This window comes from Streptomyces sp. WMMC940, assembly GCF_027460265.1.
Lineage (GTDB): Bacteria > Actinomycetota > Actinomycetes > Streptomycetales > Streptomycetaceae > Streptomyces.
The window spans coordinates 198,664-217,744 of the sequence record NZ_JAPZBC010000001.1 but is presented as its reverse complement, the minus strand read 5'-3'; the positions used below and the strand labels follow the sequence as shown (position 1 = coordinate 217,744).

16 protein-coding genes, 1 tRNA gene and 3 pseudogenes are annotated in these 19,081 nt (G+C 71.4%); 17 read left to right on the top strand and 3 right to left on the bottom strand.

Going from position 1 to position 19,081, the window contains the following annotated elements:
• The first annotated feature begins 330 nt into the window (after positions 1-330).
• From O7595_RS01115 to O7595_RS01050, 14 genes and pseudogenes are all read left to right on the top strand, one after another.
• Entirely contained in the window at positions 331-492 is a 162-nt protein-coding gene (locus O7595_RS01115; protein WP_269726821.1) for a hypothetical protein, read from the top strand.
• Between the two features lie 56 nt (positions 493-548).
• The gene (locus O7595_RS01110; RefSeq protein ID WP_269726820.1) at positions 549-1,520 is read left to right on the top strand and encodes a TerC family protein; all 972 of its coding nucleotides are present in this window, start codon (positions 549-551) and stop codon (positions 1,518-1,520) included.
• A gap of 219 nt (positions 1,521-1,739) precedes the next feature.
• Positions 1,740-2,291 (top strand): copper chaperone PCu(A)C, encoded by a 552-nt coding sequence (locus tag O7595_RS01105; RefSeq protein ID WP_269726819.1) that lies wholly within the window; start codon positions 1,740-1,742, stop codon positions 2,289-2,291.
• Positions 2,292-2,941: 650 nt separating this feature from the next.
• Positions 2,942-3,142, top strand: coding sequence for an SPW repeat domain-containing protein (locus O7595_RS01100; RefSeq protein ID WP_269726818.1), 201 nt, complete (start codon positions 2,942-2,944; stop codon positions 3,140-3,142).
• 106 nt (positions 3,143-3,248) lie between these two features.
• Complete coding sequence (locus O7595_RS01095; protein WP_269726817.1) at positions 3,249-3,395, top strand: hypothetical protein; 147 nt, start codon at positions 3,249-3,251, stop codon at positions 3,393-3,395.
• Complete coding sequence (locus tag O7595_RS01090) at positions 3,392-3,961, top strand: PRC-barrel domain-containing protein (protein ID WP_269726816.1); 570 nt, start codon at positions 3,392-3,394, stop codon at positions 3,959-3,961. The genes O7595_RS01095 and O7595_RS01090 overlap by 4 nt, the downstream gene beginning before the upstream one ends.
• On the top strand, positions 3,958-4,398 hold the full coding sequence (locus O7595_RS01085; protein WP_269726815.1) for a PRC-barrel domain-containing protein: 441 nt from the start codon (positions 3,958-3,960) through the stop codon (positions 4,396-4,398). The genes O7595_RS01090 and O7595_RS01085 overlap by 4 nt, the downstream gene beginning before the upstream one ends.
• Before the next feature lie 506 nt (positions 4,399-4,904).
• On the top strand, positions 4,905-6,134 hold the full coding sequence (locus O7595_RS01080) for a carboxylate-amine ligase (RefSeq protein ID WP_269732327.1): 1,230 nt from the start codon (positions 4,905-4,907) through the stop codon (positions 6,132-6,134).
• A 56-nt stretch (positions 6,135-6,190) separates the two neighbouring features.
• Entirely contained in the window at positions 6,191-6,970 is a 780-nt protein-coding gene (locus O7595_RS01075; protein WP_269726814.1) for a VOC family protein, read from the top strand.
• A 36-nt stretch (positions 6,971-7,006) separates the two neighbouring features.
• Positions 7,007-7,257 (top strand): annotated as a pseudogene (locus O7595_RS01070) (IS5/IS1182 family transposase); the annotation flags it as partial.
• A gap of 57 nt (positions 7,258-7,314) precedes the next feature.
• The gene (locus tag O7595_RS01065) at positions 7,315-7,503 is read left to right on the top strand and encodes a hypothetical protein (RefSeq protein ID WP_269726813.1); all 189 of its coding nucleotides are present in this window, start codon (positions 7,315-7,317) and stop codon (positions 7,501-7,503) included.
• A gap of 85 nt (positions 7,504-7,588) precedes the next feature.
• A pseudogene (locus tag O7595_RS01060) lies at positions 7,589-7,786 on the top strand (hypothetical protein); the annotation flags it as partial.
• A gap of 291 nt (positions 7,787-8,077) precedes the next feature.
• Complete coding sequence (locus O7595_RS01055; protein ID WP_269726812.1) at positions 8,078-8,491, top strand: CBS domain-containing protein; 414 nt, start codon at positions 8,078-8,080, stop codon at positions 8,489-8,491.
• Positions 8,492-9,189: 698 nt separating this feature from the next.
• On the top strand, positions 9,190-10,401 hold the full coding sequence (locus O7595_RS01050; RefSeq protein WP_269726811.1) for a PP2C family protein-serine/threonine phosphatase: 1,212 nt from the start codon (positions 9,190-9,192) through the stop codon (positions 10,399-10,401).
• Positions 10,402-10,595: 194 nt separating this feature from the next.
• Here the strand turns inward: O7595_RS01050 and O7595_RS01045 are convergent, their stop codons facing one another.
• Positions 10,596-11,066 carry an ATP-binding protein gene (locus O7595_RS01045; RefSeq protein WP_269726810.1) on the bottom strand — a complete coding sequence of 157 codons (471 nt, stop codon included), beginning with the start codon at positions 11,064-11,066 and terminating at the stop codon, positions 10,596-10,598.
• A gap of 478 nt (positions 11,067-11,544) precedes the next feature.
• Here O7595_RS01045 and selA point away from each other — a divergent pair, with 478 nt between their 5' ends.
• Together selA and O7595_RS01035 are read left to right on the top strand one after the other, a co-directional pair.
• Positions 11,545-12,831 (top strand): L-seryl-tRNA(Sec) selenium transferase, encoded by a 1,287-nt coding sequence (gene selA, locus O7595_RS01040; RefSeq protein WP_269732326.1) that lies wholly within the window; start codon positions 11,545-11,547, stop codon positions 12,829-12,831.
• A pseudogene (locus O7595_RS01035) lies at positions 12,738-14,597 on the top strand (SelB domain-containing protein); the annotation flags it as partial. The gene selA and the pseudogene O7595_RS01035, both read left to right, overlap by 94 nt.
• 35 nt (positions 14,598-14,632) lie before the next feature.
• Here O7595_RS01035 and O7595_RS01030 read toward each other — a convergent pair.
• Positions 14,633-14,725: transfer RNA gene (locus O7595_RS01030), tRNA-Sec, on the bottom strand.
• Positions 14,726-14,775: 50 nt separating this feature from the next.
• Here O7595_RS01030 and selD point away from each other — a divergent pair.
• Positions 14,776-15,795, top strand: coding sequence for a selenide, water dikinase SelD (selD, locus tag O7595_RS01025; RefSeq protein WP_269726809.1), 1,020 nt, complete (start codon positions 14,776-14,778; stop codon positions 15,793-15,795).
• 7 nt (positions 15,796-15,802) lie between these two features.
• Here selD and fdh read toward each other — a convergent pair whose 3' ends face one another.
• Positions 15,803-19,063 (bottom strand): formate dehydrogenase, encoded by a 3,261-nt coding sequence (gene fdh, locus O7595_RS01020; RefSeq protein ID WP_269726808.1) that lies wholly within the window; start codon positions 19,061-19,063, stop codon positions 15,803-15,805.
• Positions 19,064-19,081: the final 18 nt, after the last annotated feature.

Here is a 19,081-nt window from a genome sequence, read left to right as displayed (position 1 = left end):
CGGCGGTTCGTCCAGAGTCGGTCGGCGGAAGCAAGGGAGCCACGATGACGCAGGGCAGTAGGGCGGAAGTGCTGCGGGAAACAGCAGAGCGGGACGCCATCCTCACCCCCTGCCATCCGATGGGCCAGTGGTACTTGCATCCGGTCGTACGGGATCCGCTCGGGTTGCCTATCCCACCGCAGGGGCGGGCCGAGGGGCAGGGGACGGCCCGCGACGGGTACTGACACGGGACTCGCTCCATCGCCCATCGGCATGGGGCGGCGGACGTGTCAGACGCGTGCACGTGGTGGCGGCCGCAAGTGGCGCGCACCATCTGCCCAGCCCCGGCGGATGCGTACCGCCCCCGTACGCCATCGTCTCGCCCCGGGGGCCGGGGGCCGCCGAGAGGAGGTCACGGCATCGAGGGGCTGCTTCGGTTCGGATGTGCTCAGCGGCTTCGGTTCGATCACCGTCGACTACGACGAGGGCGTGCTCGAGATCTCCGCCCCGTGACGAGGCGCTTCCGGTCGGAGGAGGGCCTGGTCGCTCGCGTCTGAGAGGTTGAGCTCGTGCACGATGTTCCGCTGTGGCTCTGGGTCGTGTTCGCCGTCACCGTTGCGGTGGCCTTGGCGGTCGATCTGCTGATGAACCGGAAGGCACACGTCGTCGGCGTGCGTGAGGCCGCCCTATGGAGCTCGATCTGGGTGGGCCTGGCGATCCTGTTCGGCGTGGTCGTCTACCTCGTGGTGGGCACCAATGCCGGTGTGGAGTACACGACCGCTTGGTTGCTGGAGAAGAGCCTGTCGGTCGACAACCTCTTCGTCTTCGCCCTGATCTTCGGCTACTTCCAGGTGCCCCGGGAGTACCAGCACCGCGTGCTGTTCCTCGGCGTTCTGGGGGCCCTGGTGTTCCGCGGCCTCTTCCTCTCCGCCGGAGTGGCGGTCGTCGACCGCTTCGCCGCCATGATGTTCGTCTTCGCCGCCTTCCTGCTCTACAGCTCGTACAAGATCCTCACCACGGGGGAGGACAGCGTCGACCCAGGCAGGAGCGTCGCCGTACGCCTCCTGCGCAAGTTCGTCCCGGTCCGGGACGACTACGCCGGGAAACGGTTCTTCCTCCGGGAGAACGGCAGACTCGTCGCCACCCCGCTGCTCGCCGTCGTCGCGGCGGTGGAAGGCGCCGATCTGGTGTTCGCCATCGACAGCGTGCCCGCCGTGCTGGGGGTCAGCAGCGATGTGTTCATCGTCTACACCAGCAACGCCTTCGCCATCCTCGGGCTGCGAGCCCTGTACTTCCTGCTGGCCGACCTGCTGAACCGCTTCCATTACCTCAGCAGGGGCCTGGCGCTGATCCTGGCCTTCATCGCTGTCAAACTGGCCCTTCAGGCCGCCCACGAGACCATCGGTCTCGACGTTCCCGAGGTGCACGCGCTCGTCAGCCTCGCAGTGATCGCCGCCGTGCTGATCACCTCCGTCGTGCTCAGCGTGCTGCGCCCCACACCGTCCGGCGGCTCCCGCACACAGCGCCGCGACGAGCGATGAACGCATCGCAGGCCACCACCGCGGCCCTGCCGCACCCGATGCGACAAGGACGTGTCCCGTGCCGGCCGCGGTGATGGCGAGAGCATCCGCCGCGGCTCGCCCGGCCCCTCCCCCCCCCGGAAGTTCCGCCGAGTGGCGGAAGAACCGAAACGGAACTCCCGAGTGGGGGATGTCTGAGAGGGGCGGACCGCTGGTACCGGAATCTCAGGGAGCGAATGGATGAAGACGAAACCGAGTGCGGCCCGTCCGTGGCGCAGGGCCGTCACGCTCATCGTTCTGGGCTGTCTCACGGCACTGGTGGGCGTGGCGGGATGCGGCAACGACAATGAGTACAACCCGCCGGGTGCCAACGCCCGTGTCGGACAGGTCCTGATCCGTTATGCCCACATCGCCCAACCTCCCGACGGCCCGTGGGAGAAAGGGGACGACGTCCCCTTCTACACGTGGCTGTTCAACCAGGGACAGACCTCCGACAGACTGCTCGGCGCCGAGACCACGGTCGCCGGCTCCGTCGACATCGTGAACGCCGACGGCGCAGCGCGAGGGCCGGTCACCTTGCCCCCCGGCAAGCTCGTCGAGTTGGAGGATGGGCGCGTCCACCTGATGCTCCGAGGTCTGCGCCGGCAGATCCGCGGAGGTGACTACGTGTGGATCACCCTGCGCTTCGAACGCGCCGGCGAGATTGCCTTGCAGGTGCACTCCCAGATCCCCACCTACGTGGACGACGACGTCACCGGCGTACCGGGGTTGACCTCCCCGTCGCCTGAATGACACCTGCGAGCGGTCGACCCGGAAAGGGACCGGCGCGGACCAGGTGCGCGTCGCATCCCTGCCTTCAGCCCATGCTCCCCGCGCAGGACACCGACACCCTGTCCCGAGGTCCGCTCGAAGGAAGGGCCGCGTGTAGCCGAACGGCGAATGCGGACACCGCTCCGGCGGGTCGCGCGCGGCAACGGGCGCCGGTGTGTTGTGCGGGCGCAGCGGGGTAGCCGCGAAGGAGAAGCGGAGGCGAGTCAGGCTCGCCCGTTGTGGCACAAGTGACCTGCCCGACGCAGGCCGGGTCCACATCCCCGTTGTGACCGGTCCCCGTTCGCCGGACGGCGCGGCGTGCGGCACGCGCAGAGCGCCGGCCTGGGCCGGGGCGTCTTCGGAAAGGAGGGTCGCCATGCGCAGGAGCAGCGGTTCCGTGTCACCTTCGCCCCCCTCTCAGGTCCGTCCCGCCCCTCCGGACGCCCGGGGGGTTCGGAACGGTCTGATCAGCATCATCATGCTTCTCGTGTCTCTCTGGCTGTTCGTCGGCGCCTGGGTCATCGGCTACCCGTTCACCGAGCCCTCCGGAGACGCCCATCTCACGGAGATCCTCGTCGGCGTCGTGGTGTTCCTCGTGGCAGTGGCCCGCTTGGTCCATTCCGAGGGGAAGGGTGTCGGACCTCCTCGTGCTCGTCGGCGGAGCGTGGCTGATCGTGGCTCCCTTCCTGTTCGGCTACGGCGACACGGAGGCGGCGGACGCCGCCCGGGTCAACGACCTCACGGTGGGGGGCACGCTGGTCCTCCTCGCCGCGCTGTCACTGGCGTTGACGGCCAGGACGCAGAGCCGGGGTCGGCAACGCGCTGACCGGTGAGGCTCGCCGAGGGTGACCCACCGGCCCGTGCCAATCCGCATCCTGCGGATTCTCGCGGACATCACGAACACAGGCTCCGTGATCACGAACGTGGAGGTGGATTCTCATGGAGTGGTGGATCTGGCTGATCATCGCCGTCGCCGTGCTGGCCGTGGCCGCCTCGTCAGCGGTGGCGCTGCAGGCCCGGCGGCGCAGGGGCGGCGTCATCGCCGGCGGGAAGCCGCAAGCCGGAAGGAGGGGTGGGAGGACATGAGCAGGTACCTGCGAGCACGAGAGATCAGCAAGAAGCCCGTGGTCACTCTCGGGGGTGAGGACGTCGCCGACGTCAAGGACATCGTCTTCGACCCGGTCAAGGGCGGCATCAGCTGCTTCACTCTCAACGGCCGGGGACTGTTCGCCGGCCCGCTGAAGCGTGCGCTCCTGTGGAAGAAGGTTCATGCACTCGGCCCGGACGCGGTGATGATCCGCGATGAAACAGCGCTCGAGGACGACGAAGAAGCCGTGCGGGAGCAGTTGGACGCTCCAGGCGGGGGGAACGTCCTCGGCGCGCGCATGCTGACCGAGGAAGGGACCAGTCTCGGCACGGTCACTGACGTCATCATCGAGACCGGCAGGACCCCCAAGGTCATCGGCTACGAGGTGGACTCGGCCGCGGAGGCGGGACGGAGGGTGTTCCTGCCGGTGATCAGGCCGAAGTCCGTTTCGGGAGAAATGATCGTCGTGCCGGACGACTGCGCAGACTTCACGGCCGGTGACCTCGCCGGCCTGGCGGCCGCCGCAGAGGGTCTGCGCCGCCGTTCCCGGGAGGAGGAACGATGAGGTTCAGCAGCGCCCAAGGGCGCAGTGTCGTCGCCGTCTCGACCGCTGAGACCGTCGGAACCATCGCCGCGTGCACGGTGGCACCCTCGCCGCCGCGCGTCTCGGCCCTTCGCCTGAAGACCCGCGGCCACAGCGGCCACGTCGTGGCCTGGCGCGACGTGCAGTCCTTCGGCAAGGACGCCGTCACGGTGCGTTCGGCGGACCGCCTGGAACCGGAGAAGGAGGTCGACTCCGACCAGGAGGCGCACAAGAGCCACGACCCCGTCGGCAAGCCCGTCATCACCGAGACCGGCGAGAGCCAGGGAACGCTTCAGGACATCGACTTCGACTCGGAGAACGGGCACATCCACACGCTCATCACCACGGACGGGCAGCTGCCGGGCGATCGGCTCCTGAGTGTCGGGAACTTCGCCCTGATCATCAGCCACCCCGAGTGACCCCACCCCGCCCCGGTGGTCCGATCCACTGCGCGGGGAGCGGGCCGGTAGCGCGCACCTGGGCGGCGTCCGGCCCGGCCACGGCTCGCAGGTCCTCACCTGCCCGGCATCCAGGGCCGGACTGTTCGCCCCGCTGGAACCTTCCTCGGCGCGATCCGGGTCACCTGACCGCCTGCGCACGGCACGTCACCAAGCAGTGGGGCACAGACCGGCCGCCACCGCCACCGCCAGGGCCCTGTGCCCCGACCGAGCCGTCTCGTGCTCGGTGGGACCGGCCCTCTGGTCGGCGCCGGTGATTCCCCATCGGCGGCGGGGTGCCGGATCCGGTCCAGGGCAAGGACAGCGCGATCCGTGGGAGGCTCGGCGGATTCCCGGTTGCCGGGTGCCGCACGGGGTAGAGGCGGTGCATGACCCGAGCCGGCCCGGTGGGCTCCAGGGGTGTGGCATTGCGGAGGGAGCGTGCGGCGCGACGTAGTGGCGTCGCCGCCGGTGCCGTGGTGCCCACCATGGGGGTGGAGGAGGAGTTCTTCCTCGTCGACCGTCGCACCCGGGCCCCGGTGGCCCGGGCGCCGCAGGTGATCGCCCAGCTGAGGCCGTATCTCGGCGAGCAGGTGCAGTCCGAGTTCTTCCGTTGTCTGGTGGAGGTCTGTACGCGCCCGGTGCTGCTGTGCGCGGACCTGAGGGACGAACTGGCCGTGTTGCGTACCACGGTCGCCGCGGCCGCACGGGACGCGGACTGCCTGCTACTGGCCTCGGGCACCCCGGTCGTGCCGCCGCCCGGTCCATTGCCGGTCACGGACAGCCCGCGCTACCGGCGGCTGGAGTTCCGTTACGCCTCGGTCGTGGACAGCGGGTCCAGCGTCACCTGCGGCTGCCATGTCCACATCGGCACCCTGCGCCGCGCCGAGGCCCTCGCTCTGGCCAACCACGTACGCCCCTGGCTGCCCGTGCTCCAGGCGCTCGCCGTCAACTCCCCGCTGAGCAGCGGGCGCGAGAGCGGCTTCGCCGGCTGGCGGGCGGTCGAGATGGCACGCTGGCCCACCGTCGAGCCCGCACCCGTGCTCGATGCCGCCGGATACGAGGCGACGGCCCGCGCTCTCGTCGCCTCGGGAAGGCTTCTCGACCGCCGGATGATCTACTGGCACGCCCGGCCCTCGGAGCACGTACCGACGCTGGAGATCCGGATCGCCGACGTCAACGCGGACGTGGACTGCACGGTGCTGCTCGCCGCGCTGATCCGCGGCCTGTGCACGGCCCTGCTGTACGAGACGGAGGACGGCCGTCCGCCGCCGTACGTCCCGGTGAGCCGGCTCCGTGCCGCCCACTGGCGCGCCGCACGCGTAGGTACCGGCGGACCCGGGATCGACCCCGTCACCGGCGCCGAGGTCCCGATGCGCACGCTGGTCGAGCGCCTGCTCACCCGCGCCGCGCCGGGACTCGCGGCAGCCGGTGATCTCGCACTCGCCGTACGGCTCCTGGACCGACACCTCGCGCTCGGCACCGGCGCCGACCGCCAGCGCCTCCGCTACCGGCAAGGCAGAAGCCTGCGTGGCGTCGTCGATCAGATGGCAGCACTGGCCACCGCCACTGAAGCGCCCATGGCGTTGACCGGTCACGCGACGCACGGTCGGATCCAGGTGAGTGACGGTCTCGGCGGGGACGCCCGACCGAAGGCGTACGGGGACGACGGGCCGCCGGCGACTCCTCCCTCCCGCGGTGGGTGCTGGGAACGGTGAGTGATGTGTCCACGCCAAGCCACACGGTGTTCGGAGCCCCCTGCTGGGTGAGCCTCATGACCCAGGACCTGCGGGCGGCGGAGAAGTTCTACGGGGCGGTGCTCGGCTGGGAGTTCCAGCCCACCCGGCTCGGCGACGAGTTCTCCGTGGCCTTCGCAGAGGGTGCCCCGGTCGCCGGCATCGGGGCACTTTCACGCGCCCTCCAGGTGCCCGTCGAGTGGACGCCCTACTTCGCCGTCGACGACGCGGACGCGACTGCCGATCGCATCCGCGAGCGCAGCGCCACCGTCGCGGTGGGCCCGCTCAGGTTCGGCACCGGACGCGCCGCCCTCGCGGCCGACCGGGACGGGGCAGTCTTCGGGATCTGGCAGGGCAAGGCGATACCCGACTGGCGCCTGGGCCGGGACTCCGCGCCCGCCTGGCTCGAACTGCGCACGCGGGACGCCTTCGACGCGGCCATCTTCTACGCGGAGATCCTCGACTGGGCGTGCGAGCAGGAGGATTGCTGCCAGGTCGCGTACGAGGACGACCACGTCGTGCTGCGCCGGCACGTCCACACCGTCGCACGCATCACCGGTGGACGTGTCGATGCGGCCCCCGACCCCCGTATCCGCCCGTGCTGGCACGTGTACTTCTACGTGCCGGACATCGAGAAAGCAGTCCGCACCGCCGTCCGGCTGGGCGGCAGTGTCGTGTCTTCGACGTCGGCCTCCGCCGCCGTCCCCTGGGCCACCCTCCGGGATCCCGACGGCGGAGTCTTCAGCGTCAGCATCCGCCGGCCAGAGGCGCCCCGCCCACCCCTGCGGGCAGGGGCCGCTCCCCTGCCGGCTCCCTAGGGGGCCTTGCAGAATGATCTTCTTGCGACACGGTGGCTGGTCGACGGCCTGCCGCCGATGCGGGGCATGCGGGGCCGGCCCCAAGCCCCGCACCTCGTATGCCGACCGAGGCTACGACCACGACACCCACCGCCGCCGACTGCGTGAACGTGGCATCGTCCCGGAGATCGTTCGGCGCGGCCGGCCGCATGGCTCGGGCGGGCCGGGTGCGATGGGTCGCCGAGTCCGCCATCGCCTGGCTCCACGGACCTCGCCGCTTACGCACCCGCTGCGAAGCCCGAGACGACGGAGGCAAGGTCTGGCCACGAGTCGCGTCCCGCCGTCCTGCCCCGTAGACAGAAGACATGGACGACGAAAGCAAGGACTGGTTCCACCCCGGCGAGATCGTGCCCGACAGTGGGATCTACGAATGCGACTGCGGCGCTCGGCATCACTGGAGCACCGACGTGAGAGGGCACCGATTCCCGCCCCTGCCCAGCAACTGCACGGGAGGCCGCTGGCAGCTGCAGACCCGGACGCATCCCGACAACTGATTCCCGGCCCCGAAGAGCGAAGCCACGGGCGAAGGGCCCCGCGTAGTCCGGAGCCGAGCCGGCTTCCCTTTCGAGGGGCCGCCCTATAGCAGCCCAGGTCCAGTGGGGAACGGCCGCCCGCCTCCCGGAGAACCGCAGGGTCGCCCACGGCCCGGCTTCGTTCCTAGCCGCTGCGGCGGCCCTGCAAGCCATGGACGCCGCTCTGCGCGGCGCCCAGTGGAAGAGGCCCGACGCTGCCGGTCCCGGCCCGGAACAGGCCCTGGCTTCCTTGTCGCTCCTGCGGTAGGTGCCTTGCCCGCCGTCACACCACACAGCTCTGCGCCTTGTCACCGGCCATGAGGAGCTGGCGAGTGGAGATCGCCCTGTCCGGACGGAGGGAAAGGTGTTCCGCAGAGCCGCCCCGCGGCCTCTCAGCCGCCAGCCCCGGGAGGCGCCACGACACGGAGGATCGATCGCCCCGGCCCGCCGCCCGGGGCGATCGATCCTCCGTGTCGGCTGCCGCGGCGCGTAGGTGGCTGGGCTCTGGGCAGGCGCCGTGAGGCAAGGCTTGAGGAACTCGGAGGAGGAGAGCGACATGACCACCGCGCGCGAGATCATGACACCCGATGCCACATGCATCGGTGCGAACGAATCGGTGCTGGACGCGGCGAGGAAGATGACCGACCTCGGCGTGGGTGCCCTGCCGATCTGCGGCACGGACGAACGGCTGAAGGGGATGCTCACCGACCGAGACATCGTCGTCAAGGTCCTGGGAGCCGGCAAGGACCCCGCTCAGGTGAAGGCCGGGGACCTCGCGCAGGGGGAAGCGGTGACCATCGGGGCCGATGACGGCGCGGAAGAGATCCTGCGGACCATGAGCGAGCACAAGGTCCGCCGCCTTCCGGTGATCGACGGCCACACTCTCGTCGGCATCGTGGCCCAGGCCGACGTCGCCCGCGCGTTGCCCGACCCCAAGGTCGGCGACCTCCTCGAGGCCATATCCGCATGAGGAACTCCTGGCCACCCCGCACGGTCCTCCCCGGGTGGCCGGGAGGAATGCCCGTGGCGTCGGCCTCGGATCGCGAGAGACCCCCACGAGAGCATCGAACCGCCCTCGGAGCCGATGCCGGCCCGCGCGGTGCCGAGGCTGCCGGCGCGGGGAGTTGCCGGGCGGGAAGGGCCTCGAGTCGAACGACGCTCCGGCTTGCCGGTCTCGGTCCAACCAGCCGCGATGATGCCGCGGTTCCGCGTGGCCTCACCGTGTCTTCCAGGACACGCCGAGGCAGCCGCCGCGCTGAGCGAGGACGTCATCGTCGAGCGCGAAGCCGTGCTCTTCACCGAAGGGCGCTTCGACTTCGCCCCCCTGCGGCACCGACCGGACCGCCGGCCGGCGGTGTTGGCCGGCGCTCCCGTACCCCACCGTCCACCCGGTCGCGTTCGACCTGCTGCAGTACGCCGGAACCGAGATGACGACCCGGCCCTACGTCGAGCGCCGCGTATCCCTCCTTCCTCGGCGATACGCCCGTCGACCACGGCCGCCGGCGCCACTCCAGGGCACACCGGATCCGCGCCGACCTGCTCCCCGACGACGTTCCCCCGTACGCGCCGTGACGTCCCCGGGCAGCGTTCGACACGGCGAACACCTCCACGCTCTACGCGCGCACCTGAGGGAACCCCGGGGAGTGCTGAAGTTCCATGGAGGCTGTCGTGGCGCGTGAGCAGAACGGTCTGGCCGGGGTTCTCGCCGCGGCGGAGGAAGCGGCTCCGGTGGAGTCCCTCGACGTGGTCGCCCGCAACCTGCGTGAGCGCTTCGGTGCACGGTACGTGTCGTTCCTGTTCCTCGACATCGTCGGCCAGCAAATGGTGCGAGTCAGCGAGGAAGCCGACACCCGGAGAGGCCGACACGCCGACCTGATCCCCCTGGTCGGCAGCGTCTACGACCAGGTCCTGCGCACCCAGCACTTGGTGCAGACACCGGACCGCGGCGAGGGCCATGGGCTGATCGCGCCGGTCACCAACCGGGGCGACACCATCGGCGTCCTGGAACTGACCCTTTCCCACGTCAGCGAGGAAGTGCTGGAACAGGTGGAGGAGGCCGCACACGCGCTGGCATACATCATCCTCGCCGACCGCCGCTTCACCGACCTCTACCACTGGGGCCAGCGCACCACAACCCTCACGCTGGCAGCCGAGATCCAGCGACAACTCCTTCCCTCGGCCCCCTGCTGCGAGGCAGCCCAGTTCGCCCTCGCCGGAGCTGTCGTGCCCGCCGACTCCATCGCCGGCGACACCTACGACTACACCCTCGACGCCGACACTCTGCACCTGTCCGTCACCGACGCCATGGGTCACGACATCGAAGCGGCCCTGCTGGCCACCCTCCTCGTCAACGCCTCACGCGGCGCCCGCCGGGCGGGATGCGACCTCCCCGAACAAGCCCACCGAGTTCACCGGGTCCTCTGCGACCACGGCCGAGGCTCCCTGGCCACCGGCCAGCTGCTGCGCATCGCCCTCGACGGCAGCAGCGCCCAACTCATCAACGCCGGACATCCGTGGCCACTGCTCCTGCGCGACGGCACGGTGGAGGCAGTCCCCTTGGAGGCCCACCTCCCCTTCGGCATTCCCTCACCCGCCCCGTACCGGGCCCAGCATCTCGATCTCCAGCCCGGGGACCGGCTCGTGCTCTACACCGACGGCATGCAGGAACACCAAGCCCAGAGTGTTGACCTCGCGGCTCTCATCCAAGACACCGCATCCGGGCATCCCCGGGAGGTCGTACGGACGCTCACCGCAGCGGTGACCGCCGCCTGCACCGGACATCTCCAGGACGACGCCACCGTCCTGTGCCTCGACTGGCACGGACCGGACTCCAGCGGCCGTCACGCACACGCCGGAGCCGACCGACCCAGGTGCCCCTGAACGGAGCCACCGCGCTTGTGGGCACGGGTCTGCGAGCCGAGGGCGGGATCCTGAACTGCACGGCCCGCAGGACCAGGCTCGGCGGGTACGGGCACTCTCGGGAGCGGGGGCGTTGTTCTGCGTGCGCCCCCTGCCCCCGGCGCAGGGGAGTCAGGGGCCGCAGGGCGCGTCAGACCAGAGCGGCGTCTGCGCGGCTACGCTCGACCATCGCCCCCGTCGTCTCGTCGATCGTCGGACAGCGTGATCGTGGAGGTGATCCGTTTTCCCACCGGGTCCTCGTGGAACTGGAGGCTCTCGCTCACAGCCATGACGATCTCCAGCCCGTGATGACCGACCCGGGCGGGATCAGGGCCCCGAATCACGGGAAGGCAAGGGTTGCCGTCCCACACACTGACGTGGACGGCGTGGTGCTTGTACTCCAAGGACAGCAGACAGGGGCCGGGAGCGAATTTGCGGGCGTTGGTCACCAGTTCGCTGACGACCAGCTCCACCGCGCCGATCGTGTGCCCCGACACTCGGACTCCATGGGCGACCTGCAGGCGAGTGAGAAATGAGCGGGCCAGGTCTCGCGCAGCTCCGATCCCCTCTCCGCCCTCAAAGGTCTCGGACACGGATACGTGACCGTGGTCCACCGGCCAGTTCTGGTTTCCGGCTGCCTGGCCCATAGGTCCTCGTCCCACTTCTCAGCAGTCCCGTACACAGCGGGTACCCCGCAGGCAGCACCGACCACACATACGCTCCCACTCCTCGACGTTCCCCATCGGGCAGGGGTGGACCCGGCCGCCGAGGGCGAGGGACCAGCGCGTAGCCGACCAGGGCCCGTGGCCCTGTACGGGCTCCGCGGCCGCGGTGGTGTCCAGGCCCTCCTCGGTGTCTCGTTCGGCGCCGCCGAGCCGGCCCGCGCCTGACGACGCCGGTGCGCCGGGACGGGCGACAGCCGGCGGGCGTGTCGCGACGCCGGTGCGGGGCATTGGGAGACGATGGGCGTTCCTCCGGCAGCCCTGGAATCGAGCGGAGAGGGAGGGCCGCGTGGACCAGCGGGCGGCGGCTGACCCAGTCGGCAGCGCGAACGACCCCGAAGCGAGCGGGACCGGCCGGTCCGGCCCGCACCGGGGCCCTGATACGACGGACGTACGGCGGCGGATCCCCCGTACCGACGCGTTGATGCGAGACACACGCCTGTCGGAGGCGGCTCGCCGGCTGGGCACCGCGGTGGTCAAGGCGGCCGTCCGGCAGGCCCAGGAGCAGGCGCGCACCGGCGCCGTCGCGCCGCAGGACGTGGCGGACACGGCGGTAGGCCTGCTGCCGCGCACGGCAGGAGGGCTGCGGCCGGTCATCAACGCCACCGGCGTGGTGCTGCACACCAACCTCGGCCGGGCGTCGCTGTCCGCGGCGGCCCGCCAAGCGGTGCAGGAGGCCGCCGGTCCCACGGACGTCGAACTGGACCTGCGCACGGGTGCCCGTGCCCGCCGCGGCCGGACGGCCCTCTCCGCACTGCGCGAGCGGGTGCCGTCGGCCGCGGCCGTGCATGTCGTGAACAACGGCGCCGCCGCCCTCGTCCTGGTGGCGACCGCGCTCGCCGCCGGGAAGGAGATCGTGATCAGTCGGGGGGAGATGGTGGAGATCGGGGACGGTTTCCGCCTCCCGGACCTGCTGGTGTCCACCGGAGCCCGGCTGCGCGAGGTGGGCACCACGAACCGCACCACCGTCGCGGACTACGCCGCCGCGGTCGGTCCTGAGACGGCCTTCGTGCTGAAGGTGCACCCCTCCAACTTCCGCATCACCGGATTCACCCGGTCCGCCGACGCCGGGGACCTGACGCCCCTCGGCGTTCCGGTGGTCGTCGACATCGGCTCCGGCCTGCTCGGCCCGCACCCCGTGCTGCCGGACGAACCCGATGCCGAGACCCAGCTCCGGGCCGGTGCCTCCCTCGTCACCGCGAGCGGCGACAAACTCCTCGGCGGACCGCAGTGCGGCCTGCTCCTCGGAGACGAGGCACTGGTGCGGACGGTGTCCCAGCACCCGCTCGCCCGTGCGTTGCGCGTGGACAAGCTCACCCTGGCCGCCTTGGAGGCCACGCTGGCCGGACCCGAGACGCCGACCGCGGCGGCGCTGGCCGCCACTGCGGTGGGCCTCGCGGACCGTGCCGAGCGGCTCGCCTCTGCCCTGCACGCCGACGGCGTCGACATCGCGGTCGTCGAGAGCGCCGCGACGGTGGGTGGTGGCGGTGCCCCCGGTGTGACGCTGCCCAGCGCCGCACTGTCGCTTCCCGAGCGGTACGCGCCCGCTCTGCGGGCCGGCCCGGTCCCCGTGCTGGGACGGCTGGAGTCGGGCCGGTGCCTGCTCGACCTGCGGGCGGTGCCGCCGGAGGACGACGAGCAGCTGGCCGCAGCCGTGCGGTCGGTCACGGACCCGGCCGCGGAAAGGTGACCCACGTGCGGGTACTGGCCACCGCAGGGCACGTCGACCACGGAAAGTCCGCCCTGGTGCGGGCGCTGACCGGAATGGAACCCGACCGTTTCGAGGAGGAGCGGCGCCGGGGGCTCACCCTCGACCTGGGGTTCGTATGGACGCGGCTCGACCCGAGCGCATCCGGTGGCTCCGCCGGGGAGCACCTCGCCTTCGTGGACGTACCCGGACACGAGCGGTTCGTCGCCACCATGCTGGCAGGTGTCGGGCCCGTGCCGGCCGTGCTGTTCGTCGTGGCGGCCGACCAGGGTTGGCAGCCGCAGTCGCAGGAACACCTGGAGATCCTGGACGCCCTCGCAGTGCGGCACGCCGTGCTCGCGGTGAGCCGCAGCGACCTGGCCGACCCCGAGCCGGTGCGCGCGGACGCCGTCGCACGCATGGCCGCCACCTCGCTCGGCACCGTTCCGTCCGTCGCCGTGAGCGCGCCGACCGGAGCCGGACTGGACCGACTCCGTTGGGAACTCGCCAAGTTGAGCCACGCACTGCCCGTCCCGCCGGCCGACGCGGATGTGCGGCTGTGGCTGGACCGCGCCTTCACCGTGCGCGGTCACGGCACGGTCGTCACCGGCACCCTGGGCGCGGGCACCCTGCGCGTGGGCGACCGTCTGGTCGCGGGGGGCGGCACGACCGTGCTGAGAGTGCGCGGCCTGCAGTGCCTGCACGAGGACGTCCGCGCCGTGAGCGGCGTGGCGCGTGTGGCGGTCAACGTGCACGGCACCACCGACGGTGTGCTGCGCCGGGGGCAGGTGCTGCTGACACCGGACCGCTGGCTGCTCACCGATCTGATCGACGTCCGGGTCTGCGGAGCGCCGGCCGAGGACCTGCCCCGGACGCTCACTCTGCACGTCGGGACCGCCGCGGTGCCGGTGACCGTCCGCCCGGTCGGTCCGGACACGGCCAGGCTGACCCTGACCCGGTCGCTGCCCCTGCGGGTGGGCGACCGGTCCGTTCTGCGGGATCCGGGCGGCGGGCGCACGCCGTGCGGGGCGACCGTTCTGGACGTACGGCCGCCCAGGCTGACCCGGCGGGGAGCGGCTCGCGTCCGGGCGGCCGAGCTCGCGCACCTGACCGGCCGCCCGGACGGCGCGGCGGAACTGCGCCGGCGCGGACTCGTCCGCGGCTCCGAGCTGGCGGCGATGGGCGTGCCCGCCCCCGATACGCCGGTCACCGGTGACTGGCTGGCCGACCCGGACCACTGGGCGGCACTGCGGGACCGCCTGGAGACCGAGGTCGAACGCCATGGCACCGAGCACCCGCTGGAGCCCGGTCTGCCCACCGAGGCGGCCCGCCGGTTGCTCGGCCTGCCCGACAGGTCCCTGGTCGATGCCCTGGCCCGGACATCGGGCAGACTGCGCGGCAGTCAGGGGCGGTTGTACGGCCCCGGAGACCTTCGGCCCACGCTGCCGCCGCCCGTCCGGAGAGCCGTGCAGGCGCTGGGGCGGGAGCTGGCGCGGGCGCCGTTCCGCGCCCCGGAGGCGGGCCGGCTGGTCGAGCTGGGGCTGACCCGCAAGACCCTGGCCGCCGCGGTCGCGGCGGGCGCCCTCCTGCGGGTCGGCGACGGAATCGTGCTGCTCCCGGACGCCGACGTACGGGCGACCGTCGTACTGCGGCAACTGCCGCAGCCGTTCACGCTCAGCGAGGCCCGCCGAGCCCTCGACACCACGCGCCGGGTTGCCGTGCCGCTGCTGGAGTTCCTGGACGCCCAGGGGCACACCGAACGCGTGGACGGCCAGCGTCGGCGTTGTCGGCCGGACGCGGAGAGCGGAGGCGGACGGGAATCGAACCCGCCTGCCCGAGATCCTCGGACACCTCGGTTTTGAAGACCGGGAGGGCCACCAGGCGCCCACACGCCTCCATCGCCCGCCCAGGCTACCGGAGGGGCCAGACCCACAACCGGAGGACGGCATGACACGTGAAACACCCGTGCGCCTGACGCAGTTCGCCCACGGCGGCGGCTGTGCGTGCAAGCTCCCGCCCGGCGAGCTGGAGGACGTCCTGCGCGGGCTGGACGGGTCGACGACGACCGCGGGTGACAGCACCCTCCTGGTCGGGCCGGCCACCGGTGACGACGCGGCCGTCGTCACCCTGCCAGACGCGGGCGGCGCGCCGGACCGGGTGGTGGTCTCCACGGCGGACTTCTTCACCCCGGTCGTGGACGACCCGTACGACTGGGGGCGCATCGCCGCGGCCAACGCGCTCTCCGACGTGTACGCGATGGGCGGCCGTCCGCTTCTCGCCGTCAATCTCCTGGCCTGGCCGCGCGATGTGCTGCCGTTGGACCTGGCCCGCGAGGTGCTGCGCGGCGGGCTCGACGTCGCCGACGAGGCGGGCTGCCATGTGGGGGGCGGGCACAGCGTGGACGACCCGGAGCCCAAGTACGGCATGGCCGTCACCGGTCTGGCCGATCCGGCGCGCCTGCTGCGCAACGACGCGGGCCGGCCGGGCATGCCGCTGTCGCTGACCAAGCCCCTGGGCCTGGGCGTGCTGAACAACCGTCACAAGGCCACCGGCGAACGGTTCGGACAGGCGGTGGCCACGATGGTGGCGCTCAACCGCGACGCGTCGGCCGCGGCTCTGCGCGCGGGCGCGACCTGTGCCACCGATGTCACCGGCTTCGGCTTCCTCGGCCACCTGCACAAGCTGGCCCGCGCCTCGGGTGTGACCGCGGTGGTCGACACCGCCGCCGTGCCGTACCTCGACGGGGCACGGGAAGCCGTCCGGGACGGTTACGTCAGCGGAGGGACCCGGCGGAACCTGGACTGGGTCGCGCCCTTCACGGACTTCGGGCACGCGGACGAGGACACCCGGCTGCTCCTGGCCGACGCGCAGACCTCGGGCGGGCTGCTCGTGGCCGGGGAGGTCCCCGGAGCACCGGTGGTCGGGGAACTCGTGCCGCTGCGGGAGCGCTCCGTGGTCCTCACCTGAGGTCCGGTCAGGGCTCCGTGCCCGTGCGTTCGTCGATGCCGGCCCGGTCCCGGTAGTCGCGCACCAGCCGCACCGCCGCCGGGCCCCTGGGCCGGCGCCCCGGCTGGATGTCGACGGCGAACGCCTTGGACTCCTGGATCTGGGTGTTGGGGTCGAGGGCCATGTGCAGCAACTCGTTGGCGGCGTCTCCGGTACTGAAGCCGTTCGGCCCCCAGTGGTAGGGCAGGCCGACCTGGTGCAGGGGGCGGCCGTGCACGGTCAGGGGCGGCACACGATCCGTGACCAGCACCCGTGCCTCGATCACGTTGCGGGCGCTGACGATCGTCGCCCAGCCCGTGTGCTCCAGGCCGCGCTCGGCGGCGAGTTCGGGGGAGACCTCGCAGAAGAACTCCGGTTGCAGTTCCGCCAGGTAGGGCTGCCAGCGGGACATGCCGCCCGCGGTGTGGTGTTCGGTCAGCCGGTAGGTGGTGGCCACGTAGGGGAACACCTCCGAGCCGGGCTCGGTGCCGCTGGGCTGGTAGCGGTTGTCCCGATGCGGTGGCAGCAGATGTCGTACCGGGTTCCGCTGCCGGCCGTACAGCAGGTTCGGGAACGGCGAGTCCTGCGGCTCGTAGTGCGTGGGCAACGGGCCGTCCGTGAGGCCGGACGGCACATAGAGCCAGGCCTTGCCGTCGCCCTGCATGATGAACGGGTCGGTGCCCGACAGGGCCTCGGGCCCGGTCGCGCCGCGCGGCGGCCGGTGGTCGGGCGACGTGTCCTTCTTGAAGTCGGCGATGTCGTGACCGGTCCATTCACCCCGCTCCGCGTCCCACCACACCAGTGCCTTGCGTTCGCTCCAGGGCCTGCCGTCCGGATCGGCGGAGGCGCGGTTGTACAGGATGCGGCGGTTGGCGGGCCAGGCCCATCCCCACTCGTTCGCCACCCAGTTCTGCTGCTCGCCCGGCTCGCGGCGGGCCGCCTGGTTGACGCCGCCGGCGTAGACGCCGCAGTAGATCCAGCAGCCGCAGGCCGTGGAGCCGTCGTCGCGCAGGTCCTCGTACGAGGCCAGCGGTTCGCCCTCGGCGTCATGGCCGTTGATCTCGGCGAGGACGGCTTCGGCGTCGGGCTCGGCGAGTGCGCCCTTCGTCGGATAGTCCCAGACGAGGTCCAGCACGGGCCGGTCCACGGGGTCGGTCGACGCGGCCAGCTTCCGCCTGATGATCCGTCCGAGGTGGTAGGTGAACCACAGGTCGCTGCGCGCCTCGCCCGACGGCTCGACGGCCTGGTGGTGCCATTGCAGCAGGCGCTGGGTGTTGGTGAAGCTGCCGTCCTTCTCGGTGTGCGCGGCGGCCGGCAGGAAGAACACCTCGGTACGGATGTCCTCGGTACTCAGCTCGCCCGTCTCGATCTCCGGGCCGTCCCGCCACCAGGTGGCCGACTCGATGAGGGAGAAGTCCCGTACGACGAGCCAGTCCAGGTTGGCCATGCCCAGGCGCTGCATCTTCGCGTCGGCGGACCCGACCGCGGGGTTCTCCCCCATGAGGAAGTAGCCCTTGCAGGTGCCGTGGAGTTGCGCCATCACCGTCTCGTAGGTGGAGTGCGAGCCGGTCAGTCGCGGCAGGTAGTCGAAGCAGAAGTCGTTCTCCGCGGTCGCGGCCTCACCCCAGTAGGCCTTGAGCAGGCTGACCAGGTACGTCCGCATGTTGCCCCAGTAGCCCTTGTGGGCCGCGTCGGCCCGCACGAAGGAGTCCAGGTCCTGCTGGTGGTGGGCGTGCGGCATCGGAATGTAGCCGGGCAGCAGGTTGAACAGCGTCGGGATGTCCGTCGAGCCCTGGATGGAGGCGTGCCCGCGCAGGGCGAGGATGCCACCGCCGGGCCGGCCGATGTTGCCCAGCAGGCTCTGCAGGACGGCGGCCGCGCGGATGTACTGGACGCCGACGGTGTGCTGCGTCCAGCCGACCGCGTAGGCGAACGCGGTGGTGCGATCGCGCCCGGAGTTCCCGGTGACCAGTTCACACACCTGGTGGAACAGCTCCTGTGGGACGCCGCAGATCTCCTCCACCATTTCGGGCGTGTACCGGGCGTAGTGGCGCTTGAGGACCTGGAACACGCAGCGCGGATGGGAGAGCGTCTCGTCGCGTTCGGGTGCGCCCTCGCCCGCGTCCGCGCCGCCCGCGCCATGGGCCTCGCCGCGCGCCGCCTCCGTCACCGCACTGCTCTCGCCGGTGCGTTTGTCGTACAGCTGGTCGCGCTCGCCCGAGGCCGCCTGGACCTCCGCACCGGCGTACTGCCAACTGGTGTTGTCGTAGCTGCGGGTCTCGAGGTCGAGGCCGGAGAAGACGCCGTCGAGGTCCTCGGTGTCGCGGAAGTCCTCCCGCAGCACGACGGGGCCGTTGGTGTAGGCCACCACGTAGTCACGGAAGTACTGGTCGTTGCTCAGGACATGATTGATGATCCCGCCGAGGAAGGCGATGTCCGAGCCCGCGCGCAGCGGCACGTGGACGTCGGCCAGAGCGCTGGTCCGGGTGAACCGCGGGTCGACGTGGATCACCTTCGCGCCCCGGGCCTTCGCCTCCATCACCCACTGGAACCCGACCGGATGGCACTCGGCCATGTTGGAGCCCTGGATGACGATGCAGTCGGAGTTCTGCAGGTCCTGCTGGAAGGTGGTCGCGCCGCCGCGGCCGAACGAGGTTCCCAGACCGGGAACGGTGGAGGAGTGTCAAACACGCGCCTGGTTCTCGATCTGCACTGCTCCGAGGGCGGTGAACAGCTTCTTGATGAGGTAGTTCTCCTCGTTGTCCAGCGTGGCCCCGCCCAGGCTCGCGATGCCGAGGGTGCGCCGGGTGCGGGTTGCGTCGACCTCCCACTGCCAGCCCGCCCGGCGCGCCTCGATGACCCGGTCGGCGATCATGTCCATGGCCGTGTCGAGGTCGAGCCGCTCCCACTCGGTGCCGCACGGGCGCCGGTACAGGACATGGTGCTCGCGGGCGCCGCCGGTGGTCAGCTGGAGGCTGGCCGAGCCCTTGGGGCACAGGCGGCCCCGGGAGATGGGGGAGTCGGGGTCGCCCTCGATCTGCGTGACCCGCTCGCCCTGGACATACACGTTCTGGCCGCAGCCCACGGCGCAGTACGGGCAGATCGACCTCACCACGCGGTCCGCCGAGGCGACCCGGGGAATGAGCCGCGCGCTGGTGCCGCTCTTGGCGGCGGCCCCGCGGCCCAGGGGGTCCGTCCCCTTGAGCTGACGGTAGACCGGCCAGGAGTCGATCCAGGTGCGCACGCCCATGTCGTCTGCCCTTTCGTC

Bases quoted from the DNA above. Each gene is read 5' to 3' on its own strand.
- O7595_RS01075 (WP_269726814.1), top strand. From the start codon at position 6,191: ATGACCCAGGACCTGCGGGCGGCGGAGAAGTTCTACGGGGCGGTGCTC.
- O7595_RS01085 (WP_269726815.1), top strand. From the start codon at position 3,958: ATGAGGTTCAGCAGCGCCCAAGGGCGCAGTGTCGTCGCCGTCTCGACC.
- O7595_RS01045 (WP_269726810.1), bottom strand. From the start codon at position 11,066: ATGGGCCAGGCAGCCGGAAACCAGAACTGGCCGGTGGACCACGGTCAC.
- O7595_RS01080 (WP_269732327.1), top strand. From the start codon at position 4,905: ATGGGGGTGGAGGAGGAGTTCTTCCTCGTCGACCGTCGCACCCGGGCC.
- O7595_RS01065 (WP_269726813.1), top strand. From the start codon at position 7,315: ATGGACGACGAAAGCAAGGACTGGTTCCACCCCGGCGAGATCGTGCCC.
- O7595_RS01055 (WP_269726812.1), top strand. From the start codon at position 8,078: ATGACCACCGCGCGCGAGATCATGACACCCGATGCCACATGCATCGGT.
- selD (WP_269726809.1), top strand. From the start codon at position 14,776: ATGACACGTGAAACACCCGTGCGCCTGACGCAGTTCGCCCACGGCGGC.
- O7595_RS01105 (WP_269726819.1), top strand. From the start codon at position 1,740: ATGAAGACGAAACCGAGTGCGGCCCGTCCGTGGCGCAGGGCCGTCACG.
- O7595_RS01095 (WP_269726817.1), top strand. From the start codon at position 3,249: ATGGAGTGGTGGATCTGGCTGATCATCGCCGTCGCCGTGCTGGCCGTG.
- O7595_RS01115 (WP_269726821.1), top strand. From the start codon at position 331: ATGCGTACCGCCCCCGTACGCCATCGTCTCGCCCCGGGGGCCGGGGGC.
- O7595_RS01090 (WP_269726816.1), top strand. From the start codon at position 3,392: ATGAGCAGGTACCTGCGAGCACGAGAGATCAGCAAGAAGCCCGTGGTC.